A 20353-nucleotide genomic window follows, 5' to 3' on the forward strand; every position below is an offset into this window, starting at 1 on the left:
GCTAAAAACGATCTGTTAATCATATGCTGCAGTATTAATAGCCGTGAGCGCTATTCCTGTTGTTGTTCCGCCAGCAGGTGTGCCACCAGCAATCTGGTTTCCAACAGGCCAGATCCTTGTCGTGCTTCCGTTGAAATAGCACCCCGTGTATGCCGTTACAGTGATAATCACAGGCTGCCCACCCTGTGACGTTTGCCATAACGACGAGCCGAGGATTCCAGGGGCCACGGCATAGGAACCGTTCAGAGTAACGTCGAGATTAATGCCTCCTGCACCTGGTGTTCCCACGGTAATCAAGTCCGTCAATACCCGACTTTCATTAGTGAGAACCACGCGCCCACTTGCGTCCCAGATTGCCATTCCCCATTGTGGAAGAGACTGAGGAAACACAGCGAAAACATACACAGTCAAGATGAATGATTTTGAACCTGTGTAGCCTGTGGGAGTTGATGCTGAGGCGCTAATTACGTTTCCGTTTCTGCGAACCGCAACATATACAGCCTGAGACGCCCCTGACACGCGACAAAAAGCTATAGCCGGATATGATGGGTCGACAGGAATCTCAACTGACGCACTGCCGTTTGTGTTGGAGGCAACTTCCGACCGTTTGTAGAGGCAAAAAGGAGTTGAGTATGGCGTCACAAAAGGGTTGCCATTGTCCATTAAGAGATAAGCACCATAATCAGCCATTATGCTGGCTCCATAAAAACGACGAGTTCACAGGCGGAAGAAGGGTAATTACCAATGCCAGATGAATTAGCTGGAGTCACGTTAATAGTATTGCCGGTTGCCTCTATATGTCGACCAACAGAGGTAGTGCCCTGGTCGAGCGAAACAACAAAGCCAACTTTGTAGCCAGGCGGAACAGTAAAACTCCAGGAACCTGTATTTTGTGTATAAGCGAGCTGAATTCGCCCGACAACAGATACAGGCTTAATCCCGTAGTTATTGGGTCTACCTAAACCGTCCCAAGTCTGAACTCCATAAGCCATCAGAATACCCCCGTTAATCTACCTATCTGCACGCGCAGGACGTTGCTTGCGTCCTTGACACTGATCGTCTGGTTGGTAACTTTCATAGACCCTTCCCCCGCAGTAGAGCCGTAATTTTCGAACGTACCGGCTTTATCAAGCTTCCAGCCTGCAGTGCCAGCAACATAATTGTTGGACTGGATGTAATCGCCGATCATCGCGTTCTGAATCCACCCCGTACCGATGAATGCCTGGTTGATAAAGGTCTGCCCATTCTGGATCACAAAAGGCAGCGTAACTGTACCACCAGCCTGAGTAGTGACGGCAAAACGGTCGGCCAGGAAGATTACCTGAGACTGCATCCCTGATGGCGTATTCTCCACCCCGATCCCCATACCTGCGGCGTAATACTGCCCATTACTCGTTACCCCGACCTTGATGTTGTACATCGCGCTGAGCTGGCCGTTTACGTTCGCAATTGCCTCAGCATTCGTGGTTATCGCAGACGTATGCCCGTTTACGGTCGCCGTGATGGCATTTATCTGCGTGGCCGTGGCCTGCTGATAATTCGAAACCGCCTGGCTCAGGCTATTGATGGATGCCCTGTTATTGTTGACGTCAGTTTTGACATTCAACAGGGCTTGCGCCGTTGCCTCCCTGTCGTTTGCCATGACGTTATCAATACGACCTATAGCGGCCTTGTTATCTCCGTACTGCGCGCTGAGTGTGATTTGCTGATTAACCTGCGCGAGCGTACTGGTGATCAGCGCAATAGCATTGTTCTGAATACCGCCGCTGGCCGTATCAGTTTGTGCACCCAGTTCTTCCAGACGTGATGCCATTGAGGAATCGAGGTCTGTGACAACCTGGCTAAGGTCAGTGATTGATGCTGTATTCTGAGCACCTACTGCAGCAGCTGAATCAGCTTTATCAGAGGCGCTCTGCGTGGCAGCAGTCAATTGGCTTACCGCAGAAGCGTGCGCTTCAGTTTCCGTCGCTAATGCCTGACGAACATCAGTAATACCGGCTTCATTCTGCGCAGTTTTTGCCTCAAGACGGGTAACATCAGTAACCCGTGCCTCCGTCTCAGTGGCAATCACCTCCCGAAGCTGTTCGAATGTGGCAGTGTTGGCTCCCTGCTGTGCCGTCTGACGGACAACGACATCAGCAATGGCCAGCGCGTTGCCGATAATGGCTTCCGCTGTCTGCTTATTCGAGCCAACCGCAGCCGCCAGACCATCAGCATTCTCCTTAATCGCATCAGACAGTTCAGCCAGTTTGTCACTGCTGGCCACGGCATTCTCAATCAAATCCTTAAATACGTCGGAATCTTTAATCTCCTCCAGAATCACGTCTGTGATGTCGGAAACATCGATGCTGGCCTGTCCCCGCACCCATTCTGTGTAACCTGATTCGTTGCCGCTGCGGTCCACCAGCTGCGCGCGGTACCAGAAAATCTGCCCAGCCTTAAGGCCCATCTGCTGATATTTGCGCTGCGGGTAAGGCACATCGGCCAGCAGAATCGCATCGTCTTCGGTCCCGGTGAGGCTGTACTGAATTTCAGTCTTCAGCGTGTCGTCGGTATTCGCCGGGAATCCCCAATTCAGCTCAATACCGAATACCACGTTTTCAGAAGCGATGAAGCCAACCGGCTTCGGTGGATTACCCACTTTACCCGTCAGCGTTTTCTCTTCTGAATAGCCCCATCCAGATGAAATTTCTGCGGCATTGATTGCGCGCACGCGCACCAGGTAGCGACCCGCATAAATCCCCGGGACGTCGAATGATGTGGTGGAGCTGCGCGGCACGTTAACCCAGTTCCCGTCGTTGCGGCGCCACTGCGCTTCATAAGCGATAGCGTTCTGCGCCTGGTCCCAGCTCACACGCATCGTTTCGACGCTGATATTTTGCTGCACCACGGAAAACGAGCTGATCACGATGTTAGCAGGCGGCGACTGGTTACCCGGAGGGATCACACTCACTGGCCGCTGGTCGATGATGGCTCCGGTATCGATGCGGGCATATTTATCCGGGTCATGCCATGCGCCAGTAATCGAGAAAGTGCCATCATCTTTTTCGGAAACGCTGACAACACGATACTGCTGCGCGTAGAGCTCGTCAGATTCAACCACCCAAACAGCTTCGACCTGTGGCGTCTCACTGTATGCCGTGGTGACTGTTACTGATTCCCCGTTTACGGCCTGAATGGTCCTGCTCTGCGACACTCCGGATGGTAAGTTGAGAATAAGGCGATCACCTGCTGCTGCATCTGCCACGCGGTCAAGTTTGATAACCCGACCGTTAACGGCGCTGATGCGGCCGCCCATAACCTTTCCGGAAAGCAGCTCGTCTGCCACGGCTATGATGTACCCCGGCTGCGGAATGTTTCCGTCCAGCCCGACATCAAACGAAACAACGCGATCCTTGTTGTTGGTGAGGATACCCCAGCGCCCCTTTCGGTTCGCCTCTGACTGCCTAGTGCAGCCGATGGCTGTCATTTCCAGCTGATTGAAGCCGTACCGCGCCACCAACGCCTGCTCAAATACCGGCTCCATCGCGTCGGCATAGGCGTTACCGGGATCTGACCATGAAACCAACGCCGTGGTGTAGCGGCTTTTCGTGGTGCTGCTCGAATAGGTGAAGCGACCGCCAATAACGTTAGCGCGCGTGTAGCTGTAATCAACATCGCGCGGCATGTCAGCCAGGGCCACAATCTGATCCCCGCCCCAGTAGGTCATGCCACGGAAGATAGCAGCAAAATCACGCAGGACTGTGTAGGCGTCGTTCCGGTCCTGAATATACACGTTGCAGGTATAACGTGGTTCGGTACCGTTGCCCCCTTTGCCGTCTGGTACCAGCTGATCACAATACTGGGCCACTGGGTAAAGAGTCCATTTATCGATATTAGCCGCCGTCAGGCGATCACCTAGGCCGAAGCGGTCGGACACCACCAGGTCGTAGAAAATCCACGCAGGGTTGTCCGTCCATGCCCATTTAAAGGCCCCAAGCCAAGTACCGCTGTAAGTGCGGGTTTCAGGGTCGTAGGTATCAGGCACGCGGATAACGCGGCCGCGGGGCTCGCATGAGATCTGCGGGATAGAGCCGTTAAACTGGCTGGAATCGAATTCGATATAAAGCAGCGCTGTGTTCGGGTAACGTAGTTTGGCGTCAATTACCTCGGTGAAGCTCTGCAGCGTCATCGTGTCGCCGATCTTCGCGCTGTTGGCATCAGAGGTAATCTTACGCAGTCGTATTGTCCAGGTACTGCCAGCCTGCGGTAAATCGATACGGTGGCTGCGCTCATATCCTGATGTCGTTTTCCCGGTCACGCTGGTATTGAGTACCGTCTGCCATGTGCCGCCGTCCGTCTGCAGGTCAATCGCATAATTGACCGAGTAACCCACCAGATCGCCGTCGTCCTCCTGTTTGAAAAGCGAGGGCCATTTCAGACGCAGGCGAACCGCTGAAAGCTGCGTATTGGTAAAGGTGCGCGTCCATGCTGTAGCGCTTGATACCTCAGTTCCTACGCTGATTTCGTTTTCGGTACCGGGAATACCCTGAATATATTTTTGCGCCTGCGTTCCCGCGCGAAACTCCCACGTTACACCGCTGAAGTTTTGGGAGCCGTCAGCATTCTCCAGGGCCGTTCCGTCCAGATAGATATCTTTTCCGGTTAGCTGCCCTGCAAATTCCCCTTCCCCAAGCGCAACGAGGATTTTGGCCTTCGCTACAGATTGCAGATCATCAGGCTGTTCGGTAGGGGTTCGGGAACTGGAACTGCCGCCCTTGCGGCCCTTCAACACTTTTTCTGTAGCCATATTGCGCCCATAAAAAAAGCCACCCCAAGGTGGCCTGAAAAAAGGATTGTTATCTACTGCTGATCTTCGACATAAATTCCGGCTGAGATAATTGCTCCTCCGATTCTCCGGCGACCATAAAGAAGCGGTACCGGGTAGCCCTGAGCAGCGGTGTTTGTCACGCTACCGAATGCGTAGGATGCGCGGTTATCTGCACTTTGTTTGCTGGCTAATCCGGTTGGCTGAGGAGATAGCATCTGGACAACACCACCCGCAATCATAGCTCCACCAGCCATCATTACATTTACACCCCAAGCCTGGGCAAAACCAAATGTAGCAATGGCACCTACTGCAACAATAACAGCACCCAATAATGTCTGAAGTACACCAGCCTTTTTGCTTCCGATGATAACCGGTACAATCCTTACCACTTCACCAGTTACCGGAAACCCTAGGTCATCAACTCCTATGTTTTTCTTTCCTTTAAAAATGGCAAAGGTTAGCCCGCGACGCTTGCTGTTTACCATATAACTTTCAAACCCGGAGATTGTTTTTGCGAGTGCTACACCTGCTTCAGAAACTTTACTGATAAGTCGCCAATGAGTTTTACCAAATATTTTCCCGGGTTCGCCGCCGAGTTCAATTCGAGTCATTATTTCAGACATATAAACCTCTTAAAAATAAAAAACCCCGCCTGAGCGAGGTTATATATAATTGTTGTATTCAAAATGCTGTAGGGTAGATACCAAAATCACCGTTGGTTCCGTAACCAACTCTAAACATCAATACTCCAGTATCTGTCACCTTACCCGACTGTTCGCTCATGCCTCCGCCACACATACCTTTGGGCCAAGCGCTAAAGATATGATCTCCAATTTTGGGATAGACCGTTACCTTTTGAGCTGTGTCTAAGTCTGCGATCTCCTTGCCATCAACATAAACTCGGGTCATGCAGGCGCTGCCCATAAAACCAGAGTCGCGTTTGATTATTACCTTGCCAGTCCCTTCTTTTTTAACTAACAGTGTATTGTTGATAACCTGTTTTGCAGGAACATCCTGTGCTTGTTCATTTGTCACCGGCTTAGTTGCACAACCAGCAACCATTAAGATGGAGGTAAAAACTAAAATTCTTTTCATATCCCTATCCCCTTTGGTTTTGCAAAAGGTTAGCACAGAGATTTGTAACGTAGAATCTTCATCGTCCTTTCTTGCCAGTAGCCACCATACGGCACGCGCTGGCTCAGATGTCCGTACAGGTGGTGCAGCAGCATATTACCCTCCAGCAGGATTCCCGCATGGTTCCACTTATCAGCCTGGACCTGCATGATCACCATATCGCCGGGTTTCGGTGGCCCGTCAAATTCACGGAAACCGCACTCGTACCAGCAATCCTGATAGAAGTTGTCCGGATAGTCGTTTTCCCACCAAGGATAATCCACACGGTAATCGTTGAGCTCGATACCATGCGTTTGCCGGAAATAGCTCATTACCAGCCCCCAGCAGTCGAAGTGGCCAAGCACAAACGGACGCTCCAGCAGCGGCAATTCTCCGCGAGGCTGAATGGTGCGTAAATCTCCCTCCGGCCAGCTTACGATGTGCCAGGTTAAAAGCGTTGCATCGCATTGCGCTTTATCCAGTTCGCTCGGTTGCGTCGTGGCATCAGGGTGACTGTGAGCGATGGCGATTACCGTTCCCCAGTCCTCAGCGGTTGCATAGTCCTCGGGGCAAAGGACAAAATTTTCCTCCGGCGCCGCGGCAAGATTCCGGCACGGGAAGTAACGTTCAACTCGGCTTTTCTGCGCCACCACGCCGCAACACTCACGAGGATATTCTGCTGCAGCATGCGCCATAATCGCATCGATGGTTTTCTGACGCATATCAGCTCCTGATCAAAGATGTTCCGGGGAAACCACCATGCGAAAGCTCATTATCTTCGCCGAAACGCAGTTTGCAGGCCGTCAGCGTGCCGTTGCATTCATCAAGTGATGGATCGCTAACCGGGTTGTTGTTTTTATCGAAATATCGGGTTCCGGCATAATCGCAGCCGTCGCCGGTGCGATATTTATTCCGGATGCACCAGGTACACAGGGAATGAAGCTGGCGCGTCGGGATCATTTGCCCCTGCAGGTCCATCGGGCTGGACAGAACAAACTCAACGGTTTCACCAGCAAGCTCGCCCGTTTTCCCGTCGATATACCAGACCTGCAACTTTTCCTGAGTTGGGTCTGCTGTAGGGTTACCGGCTGTGAAATTTCTGGCATCGAGATATTTTTCTTTTGTGTCGTGAATAGTGACTTTAGCCTGCAGCAGATCGTCATACGCAAGACACAGGGCAGAAATGGAGCTTTCGATGTTCGCAACCGTCAGGGAAGGCGTTGCATTGCTCCCACTGGTTGATTTCTCCAGACCTTCCAGCTGATACGGCCAGGCGGCGTATTCATTTCCCTGCCACCAGATTGGTTTCGCCGGAAGCTTGGACTCATCACCACCAGCGGCGATGATTTCCGCTTCTGTGTGGGGAATGTTGTAATTGTGAAAGCGGAGAACGTCCGTTAGCCCAAAGGAAGAACCGTCCACTTCAATCAGACGAACATCGTTTCCGGATTCCAGCTTCTGATAATCTGCGTTTAAGCTCATGGTTTAAATGCCTGGATGAATGTAGCAGTCAGTGACCAGTTGCCTCCCCCCATTGGGGAGGGCTTGTACTGTTTGCATCGATAAAGCCCCAAATCCTCAAGCGGCGGCTTCCATGCAAACGCCCTTGTTCCCTCATGGCGATCAAGAAAGTCTTTAATAGACTTGATATAGGGTTCCAGACCTACGAAGGTCAGATCCCAACTTTGCGAGCGTGGGTTAAGTCCGTCGCCGGATGTCTGGGTATAACCATCTCCGAACTGCGCCTCACGCGTACGCATGGTGACATCCTGAGAGGGATTTACCCGAGGGCTCCAGTTGAAAGTTTCCAGCGCCATTACCGCCTCCCGTTTGTACTGTTCCAGATTGCCCCTCCGGGACGAAGATCAGCCTGTATCAGCTTTCGGTATTCATCTCTGACAAAATTGCCTACGCTTTTGCCGAATTTCTCCAGCCCACCAGATGATTGCGATGCCGTACTGCCATCGCTATTGATAGTGATGAATACCTGAGGAGCAGCACCTTCAGAGCTACCCCCTGACACTGCGCGAACCCCAAGTGAACCATCAGCTGCCCGAGTCAATGGCATGATCGCTTCTGGTCCCGCCTCCCCCATTACTCCCGCCCCTTTCGCGAATGCGAAAAAAGTAGGGTTATCGACAACCTGACCGCTGTAGGCACTTAAGTCTGAGGAGGAATAAACGCCGCCTTTAGCATTGAACTGAAAATTGCTTCCGTAATCGGCAATTGCTGTCCCTGAGCTGCCTGCCGTACTTCCACTTACACCGCCAAGCACACTCGAACCAACACCCATAATCGAACTCAGGATTGTATTAGTTACCAGCGCCTGCGATGCCATATCGACGAGGTTTTGAATTATCGACTGGGTAAGCGTGGAGAAGAGGTTGATCATGCCCTCTTTAAAGGTCTGCGTGTTAGTCAGCAGCCCCGTCATGACATTAGTGGTACGCTCGCGGGTAGCCTCAACCAAGCCGATCGCCAGATTATTGAAGTCACTCTGTGAGCGATATAATTCCAGCGCGGTCTGATACTGTGCATCAGCAGAATCTTTACTGCTCTTCTGCATAAGCATTTCGTATTGCTGCTTGCTTACAGCGCCATTGCGATAGTAGGTCTCGATCAGGCTTTGCTGCTGTACGAGTTGATTCCTTTGCTGGGCAAGTGGATCAACGTCCCCGGCAAGCTCAAGACGTGGTGCTGAAATAGCATTAGCCTGTGCCTGTAGGATTTGTCGCGATGTCTCCTGTGAAAGGGTGACACGCGCAGCCATATACTCCTTTTCAGTAAGCAGACGGGCATCAAGAAGCGACTTCAGCTCCTGACTTGCTTCCTTTTCCTGATTGATTGCCGAGCGCGCGGGTGAGTACTGCTCGACAAGTTCTGTGCGTTGCTTCTGGTAGTTCTCGGTATTCATCAGCAGCGCGCGCTGCAGGTCCTGCTCACTTGCCCCATTTTTTCGAGCTGCGGCAATAAGTTTTTCCCGGCTGGCCCTTTCCTGCAGGTCGATTCTGCCAAGGCTGGTTGCGTGAGCTTCTTCGATTTCCCTGCGCAACTGAAGGTACTGATTAACCGTTTCCTTTTTGGCTTTCTCAGTATCTTCTCCAGTCCACGGCGTGGTAACACCTTCACCGGCTTTCGCTGTCTGAGCCGTAATGGTTTTGATGTCATTAGCGAGCGATTTAGCTTGATCTGCAATCCCTGTCTGGACTAAAAATCGCGCCTTGCTGACGTTCTCAAGATTAGACTGTGTTGTTTCTAACCCCTTATTCACAGATTCGAGATCAGCTTCAGCGCGTTTTTTGCTGTCCTCTACGCCTTTTTTCTGTCGGAATGGGTCAAAACCACCGAGGCTATCAAGCCTGCTGTCTGCGTCCTGAATCTCCTTGATCAGCTGGTTACGCTGGGTGATCTGATTTTCATACTGGTCCTGCAGGTCAATCTGCTTAACTGCCAGCTGTTTATCAGACATCTGCATCAGTGCAGCAGTAGTCTCAATTACAGCATCCTTGAGGTTAATTGCTGACTGCCGGGCATCCTTCGCCTGCTGATGAAAATACAGGAGCGCCGAACCTGCCAGCATTGCAGCGCCGAACGGTCCACCAACCAGTGCTAATGCCCCGCGGGCAAGCCCAACTGCAACCGAGGCAGCCCGCGCAGATACTGAGACCTGGCGATTTGCTGCAGCCAGTTGCATTTTCGCCCGGGTTGCCAGATTCGTTTGCTCGGTCTCTTCTCGAATTAACCGGTTAAACTCGCCCTGGTAATTAACGTTCAGGCCTTGTTGCCTGGCGGTCTTTTCCATCTGGCGGTAGTACCCAAACTCGGCATCATTTCGCTTAAGTGTGGCGGCAGTTGCTTCAAGCGTTTTGCGTGCACCGTCAGCCTGGGCAGCAGCCGCAGCTTTTACGGCTGCCTGATTTTGTTGCCAGGCGCTTACGTTTTCGCGAAGACCTGCAGTTAGTTTTGTCGAGAGAACGGGGATCAATGTGTACAAGGCTACGCTTGCAACAGCATTGAAATTATCGGTGAGCAGGTTTATTCCATCGGTTACTGACTGAATACCTGAACGCAGTGGGCCGGTACTGCTTTGGCCTATCTTAATGATCATGCCTTCAAACGCACTGGTCAGCCCCATGATGTCGCCATTCAGGTTATTCACGCGAATAGCGGCCTGTTCATGAGCAGTCTGGGTTCCGGTGAGGGCCTGTGTTAATGCATCAAGTTTGCTGCGATTGTCCACCAGCACGGAGGCCGCATTGATATTCTCAACACCGAAAAGTTTTACAGCCTGTGCGGTAGAAAGATTTTTCTTCGACAAGTTCTCCAGTGCGCCACTGAGACCTACGACTGAAGGTTTCAGTGTTTTGTCAGTGCCTTTCTCAAGGGACAGGATCACGTTTCTCAACGCAGTACCTGCCTCACCTCCTTTAATTTCACGCTCTGCAAGAACCTGAATCGCTGCGTTCAGCGTTTCAAAACCGACTCCTGCCTGTGCAGCGGCCACACCGCCATTTTTGATGGCTGCGGCTGTATCTGCAATTTCAGATGCCCCGAACTTGGCACCAGCTGCCAGCACGTTGATATAACGGTCAGCTTCCTGAGCACCTGCTCCGAACTGATTAAGTGAAAGAGCCAGAGTACGGGTTGCATCAGGCAATGTTGAACCTGCAGCCTGAGCAAGTGTAAGCGCGCTTTTTGTCGCAGCCGTAAGCCCATCTGCTGTCTGAAGAAGTTCAGGCTTAGCTGATGCCATCAACTTCAGGGCTTCAACCGCCTGGCTCGCACTATATTCTGTGCTTCGCCCCATTTCCTGAGCTGCTTCATCAAGCGTCTTTAACTGGGCTCCCGTCGCACCAGTGATGGCAGAAAGATCGGACAGGGCCTGCCCGTATTCACGCGTGGTAGTAATGATGGCACCAAGTGATAAACCGGCACCGGCAAATCCTGCCAGGCGGCCAGCAACACCTGCAATGGTTTTACCCATCCGGGAATAAGCTTCATCTGTCTTTTTAGCATCTTCCTGTGCGTTACGGTTGAAGCGCTTTGATGAGTTCTCAGCATCACCGTAGGCACCCATCAACTGAGATTTAAAATTGGCTGCGTTGAGATGCAGCCCGACGGCAAGGGAGGCAACGTCAGCCATTACATTAACGCTCTCATTACGGCCGCACACTGATCGTCAACTTTACTGACAACAGCGGGAGGCGGGGTTTCAGGAAGTGGCCCACTCTCCTCGCCAGGACGGCTGATAGCACCGGAACGAAGGAAATACGCGCGCCAGTGGTAGAGAGTGTCTACCGGGAGTGAAGCTATCTTTGACGGATCGGGCTCGCCCCAGCGGTCGGCCAGCCAGAAAATAAGCTCAAGCCAGGGCGAGCTGGTTAGTTTTTTTCCGCATCCTCAAGCTTGCCCAGGGCATGTTTTTTGACGGTTGCAATAGCGTCCAGCAGGGCCACGTTGTCATGCGCCTGCAGCAGTTCTGCTGCGGTGGGCTTGTCTTCCGTTGCGATTGAGCTGCCGTCAGGCTGAACCAGGCAGTCGACAATCAGCTGCACGCTAAGCTCTGAGGCTTTACGGGCATCTTCGGCAATCTGGCTGTCACGCAGCGCTTCTTCATGATCAATGAGTTCGCCTGCAGTCATGCGGCGAAGATAAACGGTTGTTCCAAAAATTTCGGCAGTAACAATTGCGTTTTTAGGTTTCAGCAGAGCTGATTTCAGAGCAGAGACGTCGATGGTAGACATAATTTTTCCTGAATATGAAAAAGTTAAAGGCCGCCAGAAAGCGGCCAATGAAGAATGTTATGGATCAGCTGCCTGCAGCCGTACCCCAGACGATGTTGTTCTGTTTACCCTGAACGGTGATCTGAATGACTTCACTTGCCGGAGCGGTGATTTCATTCATCTGCCAGCCAGACAGGGCCAGGATCATGTTTGCCGTTCGCCCGTTCGGCAGCTCAACGTAAAACTGTACGGTTTCACGGTTCTCTGCGGCGTTGAGGAAATCGGCAAAGTCCTGGTTGGCCGGATCGTCGATGAAGCCCAGTGATTTTTCCGGGCCTTCAGGCAGGTCGGAAATAAACTGTTTGCTGGTATCAATCAGGGTGGTGCAGTCCACAAAACTGCCAGTCTGACCTGTAGCGCCCAGCGCTTTACAGTTGATGAGCGGTTTCATTGTTGCTACGTCGCTGCCCGCAGCACCCCACATAACAACGGTGCCAGCAGGCAGCATCGCGTACTCTGGCGAAGTTTTATCAGCCATAATCTCTCTCTCTTTGAAGGTGGCAGCGAGCGCTACCGGTGGTTTTCAATGCGGTCGCGTATTTCTATCGCAAGGATGCGCAGAACTTTTGCTTTCTGATAATCGAGCGCCGGACGAATGAAGGGACTGGCGACCTGCTTCACGGTGCCCATCTCCTGTGCCAGCGCTTTGATGAAGTGTTTTTTGCTCGGGCCAACGCGGAGATAAACAACCGCATTTCCTTTAGCTTTCGAAGAAGAGGAGCGGATTTTTATAGAATCGCGCATGTGCTCATCTTTTGCCGATTCGTCATATCCAGCATGCGCTTTCATATCCTCCAGAACAGGCTCAAGAGCAGCTTTCCCGGCATCCCGCAAAACCTGAGTACCAACCTTTTCACCTAGGGCGAGCAGCTGACGTTCAAGTTCCTGAAGTCCTTTTACTTCCATGCGGATCATGATGATTCCTCATAAAAATAAAGCACGAAGTCTCTGGTAAGCCTGTACTGGACCTTATTGCTGGTAAGAGTTGTTTTGTCCTGAAGTATATTTCCACGCTGAATGTACTGAACCGGATAACCTTCAAGCTCTCCGTGGACAATACCTTTCCAGTGAGACCAGATAGCCTTATCCAGTTTTACCAGCCCGGTATAGTCATCCACTTTGTACAGAGATATTTGAAAACGGCCAGCAATAAGTCCTGTTCGCACCATTCCGGTTTCAATTTCCGGGTCTGATATCCGTTGGAAAGTAATACCGCTTTGCTCGCTGTCTGGCAGCAGAAGAGGATAAACAGCCATCCCGGTAAGACGCTCAAGCGAAATTTTAATTGCCTGTTCTATCATGTCGTATATCCCGTTCAGCCGTTATTACACATCGATCCGACTTGCTACGGTCAACGGCGCGAACGGTATAGACATCCTCATTCCACGCTATTTTCCAGTCAGTCTGGACGTCTGAACGCACCCTGATAGTGAACAACCAGGTTTCAACAACCTGTTGTTGATCCAATGTGCGGATTTTTCTGTTAGAAACATTCTCAGCCTTGGCCCAAACAGTAGCAACCACAGCTGGCTCCCCGGGAAGCGGCTCACCCAGTTGCCCTCGCTGACTTTCGAGTTTTTGAAGTACAATGCGTTTATCAAGCTCGCCAGCACGCAATGAACTCATAGGCCATATATCCTGTAAGGCTGAAGAAGAGATTCCACAGCTAAAGGAACCTGAGCCACAGTCTCACCGATAACGACAGATTCACGATTCGCGTACCAGTGTCCGATCAGCAGTAACATGGCCGCCTTCACATCGTCATTAAGAAGAATCGGGTCCGGGTCGTCTGCGTAGCCAGGGGAACTTTGATTTTCATAGAGCGTTCGCCTTGTCCATGTCTGGACGTAACGCGCCGCCGCACCGGTGTATAAAGTCAGCAGGGCATCGTCTCCGGAAAAATCGGTATCAATGCGGCAGTGCTGTTTCACCACATCAAGATCGAGCATTATTTTTTCGCCTTTTTATCTACTTTTGGCTCAGGCTGCTCAGGCTGCTCAGGCTGCTCAGGCTGCTCAGGCTGCTCAGGCTGCTCAGGCTGCTCAGGCTGCTCAGGCTGCTCAGGCTGCTCAGGCTGCTCAGGATTATCGGTTTCGTCGATCTTCGCGTAACCTTTTTTAATGAGTTCGCGACCATGTTGTTCCTGCGTTTCCAGTCGATTACCTTCAATTAATACAGTACCAGCGAAGTAAATCGGTTTTAGGGCGATTAATTTCATAATTCCACCTGTAAAAAGCGGCCCGGAGGCCGCAGTGTTTGTCAGCTGCCTGCGCCAGTGCTGAACGAACCATACACGAACGCTTCAGGACGTTTGACGGCAAGCGCCAGACGCTCTTCACAACGAATGGTGATCATGTTTTTCTCGAAGTCATCGGCGTTCTCTGTCGAAATAACGACATTCGTTTCTTCGCGGTCGAAGATTTGCGCGCCAGCACTGAAAGCACCGGTCAGGAATTTACCCTGGAAGGCTGCCGCTTCTGTGGCAACTACCGGTAGCCCCCACAGTGTCGGTCCAGTCAGCCCCGCCGGGTTAGCCAGGATGTAACGACCCAGACTGTCCTTTGTCAGCTCAATCCGCGCCCAATCGATGAAGTGAAGCACGTGACCGGATGCTGGGAAACGCGCCAGCTGCGCCTGCAACATTGCCAGACGCAGATCGTCAATCCCGTTCTGCTGTTCAACGGTGAATGCAGGGCTGAACGCTGAAGCCTGAGGAATGATGCCTTCAAGATGCGCGCCAGTGCCATCGCCAAACAAAATCTCCTGCTCTTCTACATATTTCAGGCCGAAGCGCATCTCTGCATCTACCTGCGACTGCAACTGAGCAAAATCATCAAGAATCTGTTTAGATGCTTTAAACAGGTGTGCGATTGTGCGTACTGGTGTGATTTTTTCTGCAAACTCAATATCGCTGTACGGTTTGGTAGTGTTTTCCGCCACCGCTTTGGCATTGTTTGTGAAGCCTGTCTGCTGGACCCAGTAGATGGTGTTTGATGCAGTAGTGCCTGGCGCAATCAAATCACGAATGAAAAGGCGCTGTTTTGGTGAAACATCAATGCCAGGCAAACGGTCTGGTGCGACGATATTGCCTGGAACATCTGTGGAAATCATTGCGGCTTTTACCGGAACGCTGACACGTTTATTTCCTTCAACACTTGCAGCGAATGTTTTCAGTGCTTCAGCGGAGATCACCTGCTGACCGATGGATTCAACAACCTGCTTCGCGTTTGCCAGCGGCATCTGGGCGACATGTTGCTCCAGTTCGCCCATTGCTGCCTTCAGCGTTTTTTCTGCTTCGCGAAGGGCGTTGAACTCAGAAGCCATTTTATCAACGGCTGCCTTTGTTTCTTCTGACAGCTTGCCGGATTTCTGCGCCTCCTGAAGCGCGTCTTCTGCTTTCGCGTTGAACTTGCCGGTTGCCTCTTCAATGCTGGCAGTGACTTTTTTCAGAATATCGTTTACTTCAGACATAAAGGGTCCTTATTTGACTAGCGCCGCCAGGGCGTTTTCAAGTGAATTGATGGTTTCGGGTTTGATGTCTTCGGCAGCGCCCGGCGTACCGTCGTGAGTGGTGACAGCGCCAGGCATGCCACCGGATAAGGCTTTAATGAGTTTTCTGCGCTCAGAGCGCGGTGTGTTGGTCTTGGCCAGCAATGCATCAAGTTTGCGAAGCGCGGCAGCAGGCGATTCGTCGCCGTCGCTGACCGCATCAGCAGAAAGCAGGCTGTCTGCCAGTCCCTTCGCCACAGCATCACTGCCACCGATATAGCTTTCCGCGTCCATCAGCTTCTGTACAGCGGCCATATCAAGGCCGGAGCGTGCCGCGTAGATATCAGCCATTGCGGTATCGAATGGCTCCAGTGACTGTGCCAGTTCAGCAAAGTCATGGCGGTTTCCCATCGCGTATACCCAGCAGTTGTGGATCATCAAAAAGGCACCGCGGCCAATCTGAATATCATCCCCGGCCATCGCAATTATCGAGGCTGCGCTGGCGGCAATGCCCAGCACCTTCACCGTTACACGGCCTTCGTATTCGCGGAGCAGGTTATAAATAGCCAGACCTTCGAACATGTCTCCGCCCGGTGAGTTGATGTTCACCGTGACGTCGGCGCCGTTCATCGCCCTAAGCGCACCGGCAATACGTTTAGCTGTTACCCCTTCGCCCCAGTAGTCCTGCCCGATAACATCAAAAACAGAAATGCTGTTATCGTCGGTGCCTGCCGCTTTGATCCCACCGTCCCAGCGGTCCAGTGCAGACGGTAATGTTTCACAGGTAACGCGCGCGCAGGGGCGACCCGCCGGTGCTACCGGAAGTTGTTTTTTGCTCATCAGGAAAGTGCTCCTAAGCGGCCTGTTTCAGCGGAGATTGTTCAAAGGAAATGTCGGGGAATACGTGGTTATGCAGCTCTCGCAGGGCAAGGGCCTGAACTGCAGGGTTGCTGCTTTCGAGATTTTTCAGTTGCGTCAGGTTGAGCTGAACGGTGTAAATGTCGCCCCCTTCAATCGGCGGCATGTTCTCAAGACGACGAACGTCATTACGGGACATCCAGCCATTTTGAAGCGCGCTGGTATAGTATGCCGCGCGACCGGCACTATCCGCTCGCAGTAGACCTTCAACAGAGAATTCTGCAAACACTTCATCGTCACTGTCGAGTAAGCACCGGCCAATTTCCTGCTCAATATTCACCAGCAGTGGTCGAAGTGTATGAGTCAGGAACTGCAGGTTCATGCCTTCCAGGCTTGATGCCCAACTGCTTTGTTTTGTGGTGTGTCCAACCATGAAAGGCGGCACGCGAAACCAGCGACAGATTTCTTCAATACTGAAAGAGCGGCTTTCCAGCATCTGGGCGTCTTCAGGATTCATGGTAACGCCCTGGTACTTTAGCCCTCCCTCCAGCACCATTATTTTTCCGGCGTTCTTTGAACCGGTGAACTTTGCCATGTACTCCCGGAGCCTTTCCCTCTGCTCATCATTTAATGCTTGTTCCGCTGTCAGGAAGCCAGAGCTTTGTAACCCTTGCTCGAATATTTTTGCCGCAGACTCTTCTACCGCCATTGCAGACCCGATCACATCGCGGCCTGTTTTCATTGGCATCATGCCGCAAACACCATCCAGACCGAATCCACGAATGTGCATGATATTTTTGACGGAAATGACGCGTTCGCTACCGTTTTCGGTGTATTTGTATTCCAGCGACCCGGTAGTGAGACGTTTAACCACCATGTTCTGCGGCAGCAAAGGCACCAGCGATACAAGGCGATTTGCGATGAATTTCTTCTCAATGAAGGCGTTCCCGCGCAGACAAATACTGGCGACCACCATCAACATAAAGCGTGATGGTGTCATTTCTGAATTGGGTCGGCGACAAAGTATCGAATAGGCCGGATGATTGGTTGCCACTTTACGCGAACCGTCAGGCTGTCGAACGTATATTTTCAGCGGAAGGGTTGAAATGGACTCGCTTAACAGTCTTACGCATGCCCACACGGCCGATAGCTGGATGGCTTTATCGGCCGTTACCACCTTTCCGCTGCTGCTGGTACCAAACCATTCCTCCCAGAACGTGCCGGTAGTCAGGCTGATAGGCACACCGAGCCAGTTAAGCAGGGCACTTTTCACCCTGCCTGGCTGTTTGTTTTTTTTCATCAGAAACCTACCATGATTGGATTATTGAAGAATCCGGAGAGATCCTGCTGGTCGTTGCCACCGTTAACCAGAACGCGGCTCATTGCAGTAAACAATGCCGCTGGGCCATCAATCTTGGCCTCTGGTGTGGACTTGTTCGGAAAAATGTTTTCGTTCCTGTCGGGTTTGACGGTTACGTTAGACATCATCCAGTTCATTACCGGGTGATCGCTGTGATGGAAACGGCCACCGTATACCAGCGCCTCGACCTCTTTCATGGCCTCAGAGAAATTGCGAACCGTCTGCGGTACTTCCACCAGCGGCAGCCCTTCCTCTGCGAGAGCGAGGCTGAACTGCGTCGCACTCCACGGATCGAAGCCAATTTCTTTCAGACTCTCGCCAGCAACCCACACCTGTAGCTCTTCCTTAATCTGAGCATGGTCGATTACATCCCCATCGGTAAGGATCAGCTTATCCATCTCGGCCCATTTACGATAAAGCTCTGCCATCTGGCGTGAACATTTCTCAAGGCGTCCTTCCGGTAGCCAGAATTTAAAATCCGCATGAACATGTCCATCCGGTGCGCGCCAGACTTTAGCGGCCGCACAGATATCAATTTTGTTTGACAGGTCAACGCCCACCCAGGAGGGATAGGTTTTAAGCTCGTGCAGCGGGGCGATAAACTCGCATTTATCCCATTTCATCATGTCCATCCAGGCCGACTCAGCGGTAACCCAGATATTCATGTGCTTGGTGAAAAAGTTAATCCTGGCCGAAACCTGCTCTTTCGCTTTTTTAGCCAGGCGGCGCAGGTCATCCCAGCGCTTACAGATACCCAGCCCCGGATTCGCCTTCTGCCAGACTTTTTCATCAAAGGGATCGTCACCTTCATCTAAGGTGTAGATGATGGCAAAAAACGTATCGTCTTTTACCAGACCACGCAGCACCTTGATGGCGTAATCACGCAATTCGTAGCAGATGCCCTCTTTGTTGAAACCGGCGGTGGTGATACCGAAAAGCAGCGATTGCAGACGCGCGCCGGTTGCCGTCTCCAGAACGTCCCAGACGTCACGGGTTTTGTGAGCATGCAGCTCGTCGACGATGGCGCAGTGGATGTTCAGACCATCGAGGTTGTTCGCATCTGATGATAATGGCTCGAACTTGGAGGCAGTTTGCTCCTGGTAGATAGCGAGCTTGTTGAATTCGAAGATCCGCCCAAGAGTGGCTTTCGCCTTCTTGACCATATTCTTCGCGTCTTCAAAAACAATTCGCGCCTGGTCACGGGTAGTTGCAGCGGAATAAACCTCCGCACCGCCCTCGCCGTCGGCACCAGCCATATAAAGCCCCACGCCGGAGCAAAGAGTTGATTTGGCATTTTTACGGGCCACCTCAACATCTGCTGTACGGAAGCGACGAACCATTACTGGACGACCGCTGCCGTCGTTACGCAGGACGGTTTCTCCCGTTTCTTCGTTAACCAGCGGGATAACGAAACCAAAAATATTAATCAGGATGAAAACGTGCCAGTCCATCAGCTCAATAGGCTGCCCTGCCAGCGCGCCTTTTACGTGAGGCACAAAATTATAGAAATTCAGAATGTGCTGCGCGCGCGGCTCACTGAAGAAAATACCGCGCTCTTCGCCGTTTGCCAGATCGTCAAGAAAACGCTGACAGGCAAGGCGCACATACTCACAGGCAATAATTTCCCCCGCCACCACCCTTTCGGCGTAGCGGATGCCTTCTGCAACCTTAGCCATTAATCCCTCGCTTTCATAAACTCGGTCAGCGGATCAACCGCATCAGGACCGTTGGCATTCACCTTAGAACGGCTGGCTGGCGTCATGCCAAACTCACCGAGCATGGCGCGCAGACGTTTCCAGGCATCAGCTTTCATGATGGCGGCGGGGTGAGCCTTGATCAGCACATCCCCGCTCTGCGTTTCGGTCCGGTAGGTGTAGCCCTCAACTTCAAGCGTGTCGCAGTGATGCCTGTATTCGGTATAAGCCTCAACCAGCAGCTCAAGGGCTCTGGCGTCCAGCTGAGACATCACACCGATAGCATCAAGCTCGTCGGCCATCCGTTTAAACCAGTATTTCCCCTGCTTGTCGAAATGCTTCGGCGTTGGGGGTACCCCTGAAGGGGGTTTTGGTTCGTTCTCATTGATAGGGCGTTTAGATGGGTTACCCCTCACCAAACGTAGATGGGTCGGGGTTTTCGGTGGTCCAGACATAATCGAAAACTCCTATTAATCATCGAATGGGGGACCCCATAAAAAGATTTCTAACCTGCGGCGATGTGAAAAGAGGTTAGGCGGCGGTCCTTTGGCGCGTCGTTCCTGAACTTTCAACCCGCCCTCCCCCTCGGTCGATTCAAATGATAATGGATGTCATTTGAGTCTTTCGACCGCTGTTTTCGCCCTGTGGCAGGGCTTGCAGAGGCTTTCGAGGTTGGACAGGTCATCGGTCCCCCCATTTGCTTTGGCGGTGATGTGGTCCACCGCCTCAGCGGGTGTATACTTTCCATTTCGCAGGCATTCCTGACAAAGGTATTTATCTCTGTCGAGAACGATTGGGCGCAGCCTGTCCCACTTGCAGCCATAACCTCGCTGATGCCTGCTCTGTCCTCGCTGATGCTGCTGCCAGCCTTCGTTAAGGTGTCTGGGACAATAGCCTGAGCGGTCTGTGGTTGTGCCAGGGCAGCCACGCTTGCGGCATGCTCGCGGTATTTGTGATGGCATTAACACTCCTAAAAAATTGAGTCATCGCCACGTTGAAAACGTAAATTCTTACTGCAAAGTGTATTTGCCACGCTTTTGTGGTTAATTTCGTGGAGGTATTTATGGGTTTGAAACCTGGCCAGTCTAGTGGACGTGATGGCGGTGTATATCGTGAACGCGGTCCGCGTGGCGGCCAAACCGATAATTACACAACCATTCCTGATAACCATAGGGCACCACCAACTTCAAAACCTGGTGCAACATGGGAGCCAGTAAAACGGACTCCAGACAGCAAAAGATAAAAC

Annotated in this window: 23 protein-coding genes; 1 reads left to right on the forward strand and 22 read right to left on the reverse strand. The window is 52.0% G+C overall.

Annotated features, from left to right (window positions below; translation table 11 throughout):
• Positions 1-15 precede the first annotated feature (15 nt).
• From FY206_RS15045 to FY206_RS15155, 22 genes are all read right to left on the reverse strand, one after another.
• Positions 16-690 carry a hypothetical protein gene (locus FY206_RS15045; protein WP_077064173.1) on the reverse strand — a complete coding sequence of 225 codons (675 nt, stop codon included), beginning with the start codon at positions 688-690 and terminating at the stop codon, positions 16-18.
• Positions 690-992 carry a hypothetical protein gene (locus FY206_RS15050; protein WP_077064172.1) on the reverse strand — a complete coding sequence of 101 codons (303 nt, stop codon included), beginning with the start codon at positions 990-992 and terminating at the stop codon, positions 690-692. The genes FY206_RS15045 and FY206_RS15050 overlap by 1 nt, the downstream gene beginning before the upstream one ends.
• Entirely contained in the window at positions 992-4789 is a 3798-nt protein-coding gene (locus tag FY206_RS15055) for a TipJ family phage tail tip protein (RefSeq protein WP_077064171.1), read from the reverse strand. Before FY206_RS15055 ends, FY206_RS15050 begins: the two co-directional genes overlap by 1 nt.
• Before the next feature lie 53 nt (positions 4790-4842).
• On the reverse strand, positions 4843-5433 hold the full coding sequence (locus FY206_RS15060; RefSeq protein ID WP_080500333.1) for a tail assembly protein: 591 nt from the start codon (positions 5431-5433) through the stop codon (positions 4843-4845).
• Positions 5434-5491: 58 nt separating this feature from the next.
• Positions 5492-5905: a lipoprotein gene (locus FY206_RS15065; RefSeq protein WP_047174732.1), complete on the reverse strand. Its 414-nt coding sequence runs from the start codon at positions 5903-5905 to the stop codon at positions 5492-5494.
• Positions 5906-5934: 29 nt separating this feature from the next.
• Entirely contained in the window at positions 5935-6645 is a 711-nt protein-coding gene (locus FY206_RS15070) for a C40 family peptidase (RefSeq protein ID WP_077064170.1), read from the reverse strand.
• A 1-nt stretch (position 6646) separates the two neighbouring features.
• The gene (locus tag FY206_RS15075; RefSeq protein WP_077064169.1) at positions 6647-7405 is read right to left on the reverse strand and encodes a phage minor tail protein L; all 759 of its coding nucleotides are present in this window, start codon (positions 7403-7405) and stop codon (positions 6647-6649) included.
• On the reverse strand, positions 7402-7740 hold the full coding sequence (locus tag FY206_RS15080) for a phage tail protein (RefSeq protein WP_048959837.1): 339 nt from the start codon (positions 7738-7740) through the stop codon (positions 7402-7404). Before FY206_RS15080 ends, FY206_RS15075 begins: the two co-directional genes overlap by 4 nt.
• On the reverse strand, positions 7740-11066 hold the full coding sequence (locus tag FY206_RS15085) for a phage tail tape measure protein (protein WP_077064168.1): 3327 nt from the start codon (positions 11064-11066) through the stop codon (positions 7740-7742). Before FY206_RS15085 ends, FY206_RS15080 begins: the two co-directional genes overlap by 1 nt.
• Before the next feature lie 238 nt (positions 11067-11304).
• A complete protein-coding gene (locus FY206_RS15095) occupies positions 11305-11667 on the reverse strand; it encodes a phage tail protein (protein WP_048959839.1) in 363 nt (120 codons plus the stop codon).
• 64 nt (positions 11668-11731) lie between these two features.
• On the reverse strand, positions 11732-12184 hold the full coding sequence (locus FY206_RS15100) for a major tail shaft subunit (RefSeq protein ID WP_048959840.1): 453 nt from the start codon (positions 12182-12184) through the stop codon (positions 11732-11734).
• Between the two features lie 32 nt (positions 12185-12216).
• Positions 12217-12621: an HK97-gp10 family putative phage morphogenesis protein gene (locus FY206_RS15105; protein WP_063923370.1), complete on the reverse strand. Its 405-nt coding sequence runs from the start codon at positions 12619-12621 to the stop codon at positions 12217-12219.
• Positions 12618-13007 (reverse strand): hypothetical protein, encoded by a 390-nt coding sequence (locus tag FY206_RS15110; protein WP_063666303.1) that lies wholly within the window; start codon positions 13005-13007, stop codon positions 12618-12620. Before FY206_RS15110 ends, FY206_RS15105 begins: the two co-directional genes overlap by 4 nt.
• Positions 12988-13332, reverse strand: a complete 345-nt coding sequence (locus FY206_RS15115; RefSeq protein WP_077064167.1) for a phage head closure protein — start codon at positions 13330-13332, stop codon at positions 12988-12990. The genes FY206_RS15110 and FY206_RS15115 overlap by 20 nt, the downstream gene beginning before the upstream one ends.
• A complete protein-coding gene (locus tag FY206_RS15120) occupies positions 13329-13655 on the reverse strand; it encodes a head-tail connector protein (protein WP_077064166.1) in 327 nt (108 codons plus the stop codon). The genes FY206_RS15115 and FY206_RS15120 overlap by 4 nt, the downstream gene beginning before the upstream one ends.
• Positions 13655-13924: a DUF7210 family protein gene (locus tag FY206_RS25325; RefSeq protein ID WP_167513839.1), complete on the reverse strand. Its 270-nt coding sequence runs from the start codon at positions 13922-13924 to the stop codon at positions 13655-13657. The genes FY206_RS15120 and FY206_RS25325 overlap by 1 nt, the downstream gene beginning before the upstream one ends.
• Before the next feature lie 41 nt (positions 13925-13965).
• Positions 13966-15177 carry a phage major capsid protein gene (locus FY206_RS15130; protein ID WP_077064165.1) on the reverse strand — a complete coding sequence of 404 codons (1212 nt, stop codon included), beginning with the start codon at positions 15175-15177 and terminating at the stop codon, positions 13966-13968.
• 9 nt (positions 15178-15186) lie between these two features.
• Entirely contained in the window at positions 15187-16035 is an 849-nt protein-coding gene (locus FY206_RS15135) for a head maturation protease, ClpP-related (protein ID WP_077064164.1), read from the reverse strand.
• A 13-nt stretch (positions 16036-16048) separates the two neighbouring features.
• Positions 16049-17353 (reverse strand): phage portal protein, encoded by a 1305-nt coding sequence (locus FY206_RS15140; RefSeq protein ID WP_077064163.1) that lies wholly within the window; start codon positions 17351-17353, stop codon positions 16049-16051.
• Positions 17353-19089 (reverse strand): terminase large subunit, encoded by a 1737-nt coding sequence (locus FY206_RS15145; protein WP_077064162.1) that lies wholly within the window; start codon positions 19087-19089, stop codon positions 17353-17355. Before FY206_RS15145 ends, FY206_RS15140 begins: the two co-directional genes overlap by 1 nt.
• A complete protein-coding gene (locus FY206_RS15150) occupies positions 19089-19562 on the reverse strand; it encodes a phage terminase small subunit P27 family (RefSeq protein WP_077064161.1) in 474 nt (157 codons plus the stop codon). Before FY206_RS15150 ends, FY206_RS15145 begins: the two co-directional genes overlap by 1 nt.
• 156 nt (positions 19563-19718) lie before the next feature.
• Positions 19719-20069: an HNH endonuclease gene (locus tag FY206_RS15155; RefSeq protein ID WP_077064160.1), complete on the reverse strand. Its 351-nt coding sequence runs from the start codon at positions 20067-20069 to the stop codon at positions 19719-19721.
• Between the two features lie 101 nt (positions 20070-20170).
• Between FY206_RS15155 and FY206_RS25595 the strand changes: the two genes are divergently transcribed.
• Positions 20171-20350, forward strand: coding sequence for a hypothetical protein (locus FY206_RS25595; protein ID WP_077064159.1), 180 nt, complete (start codon positions 20171-20173; stop codon positions 20348-20350).
• Positions 20351-20353: the final 3 nt, after the last annotated feature.

Origin of the sequence: Enterobacter chengduensis, assembly GCF_001984825.2 — a bacterium.
GTDB classification, from domain to species: domain Bacteria; phylum Pseudomonadota; class Gammaproteobacteria; order Enterobacterales; family Enterobacteriaceae; genus Enterobacter; species Enterobacter chengduensis.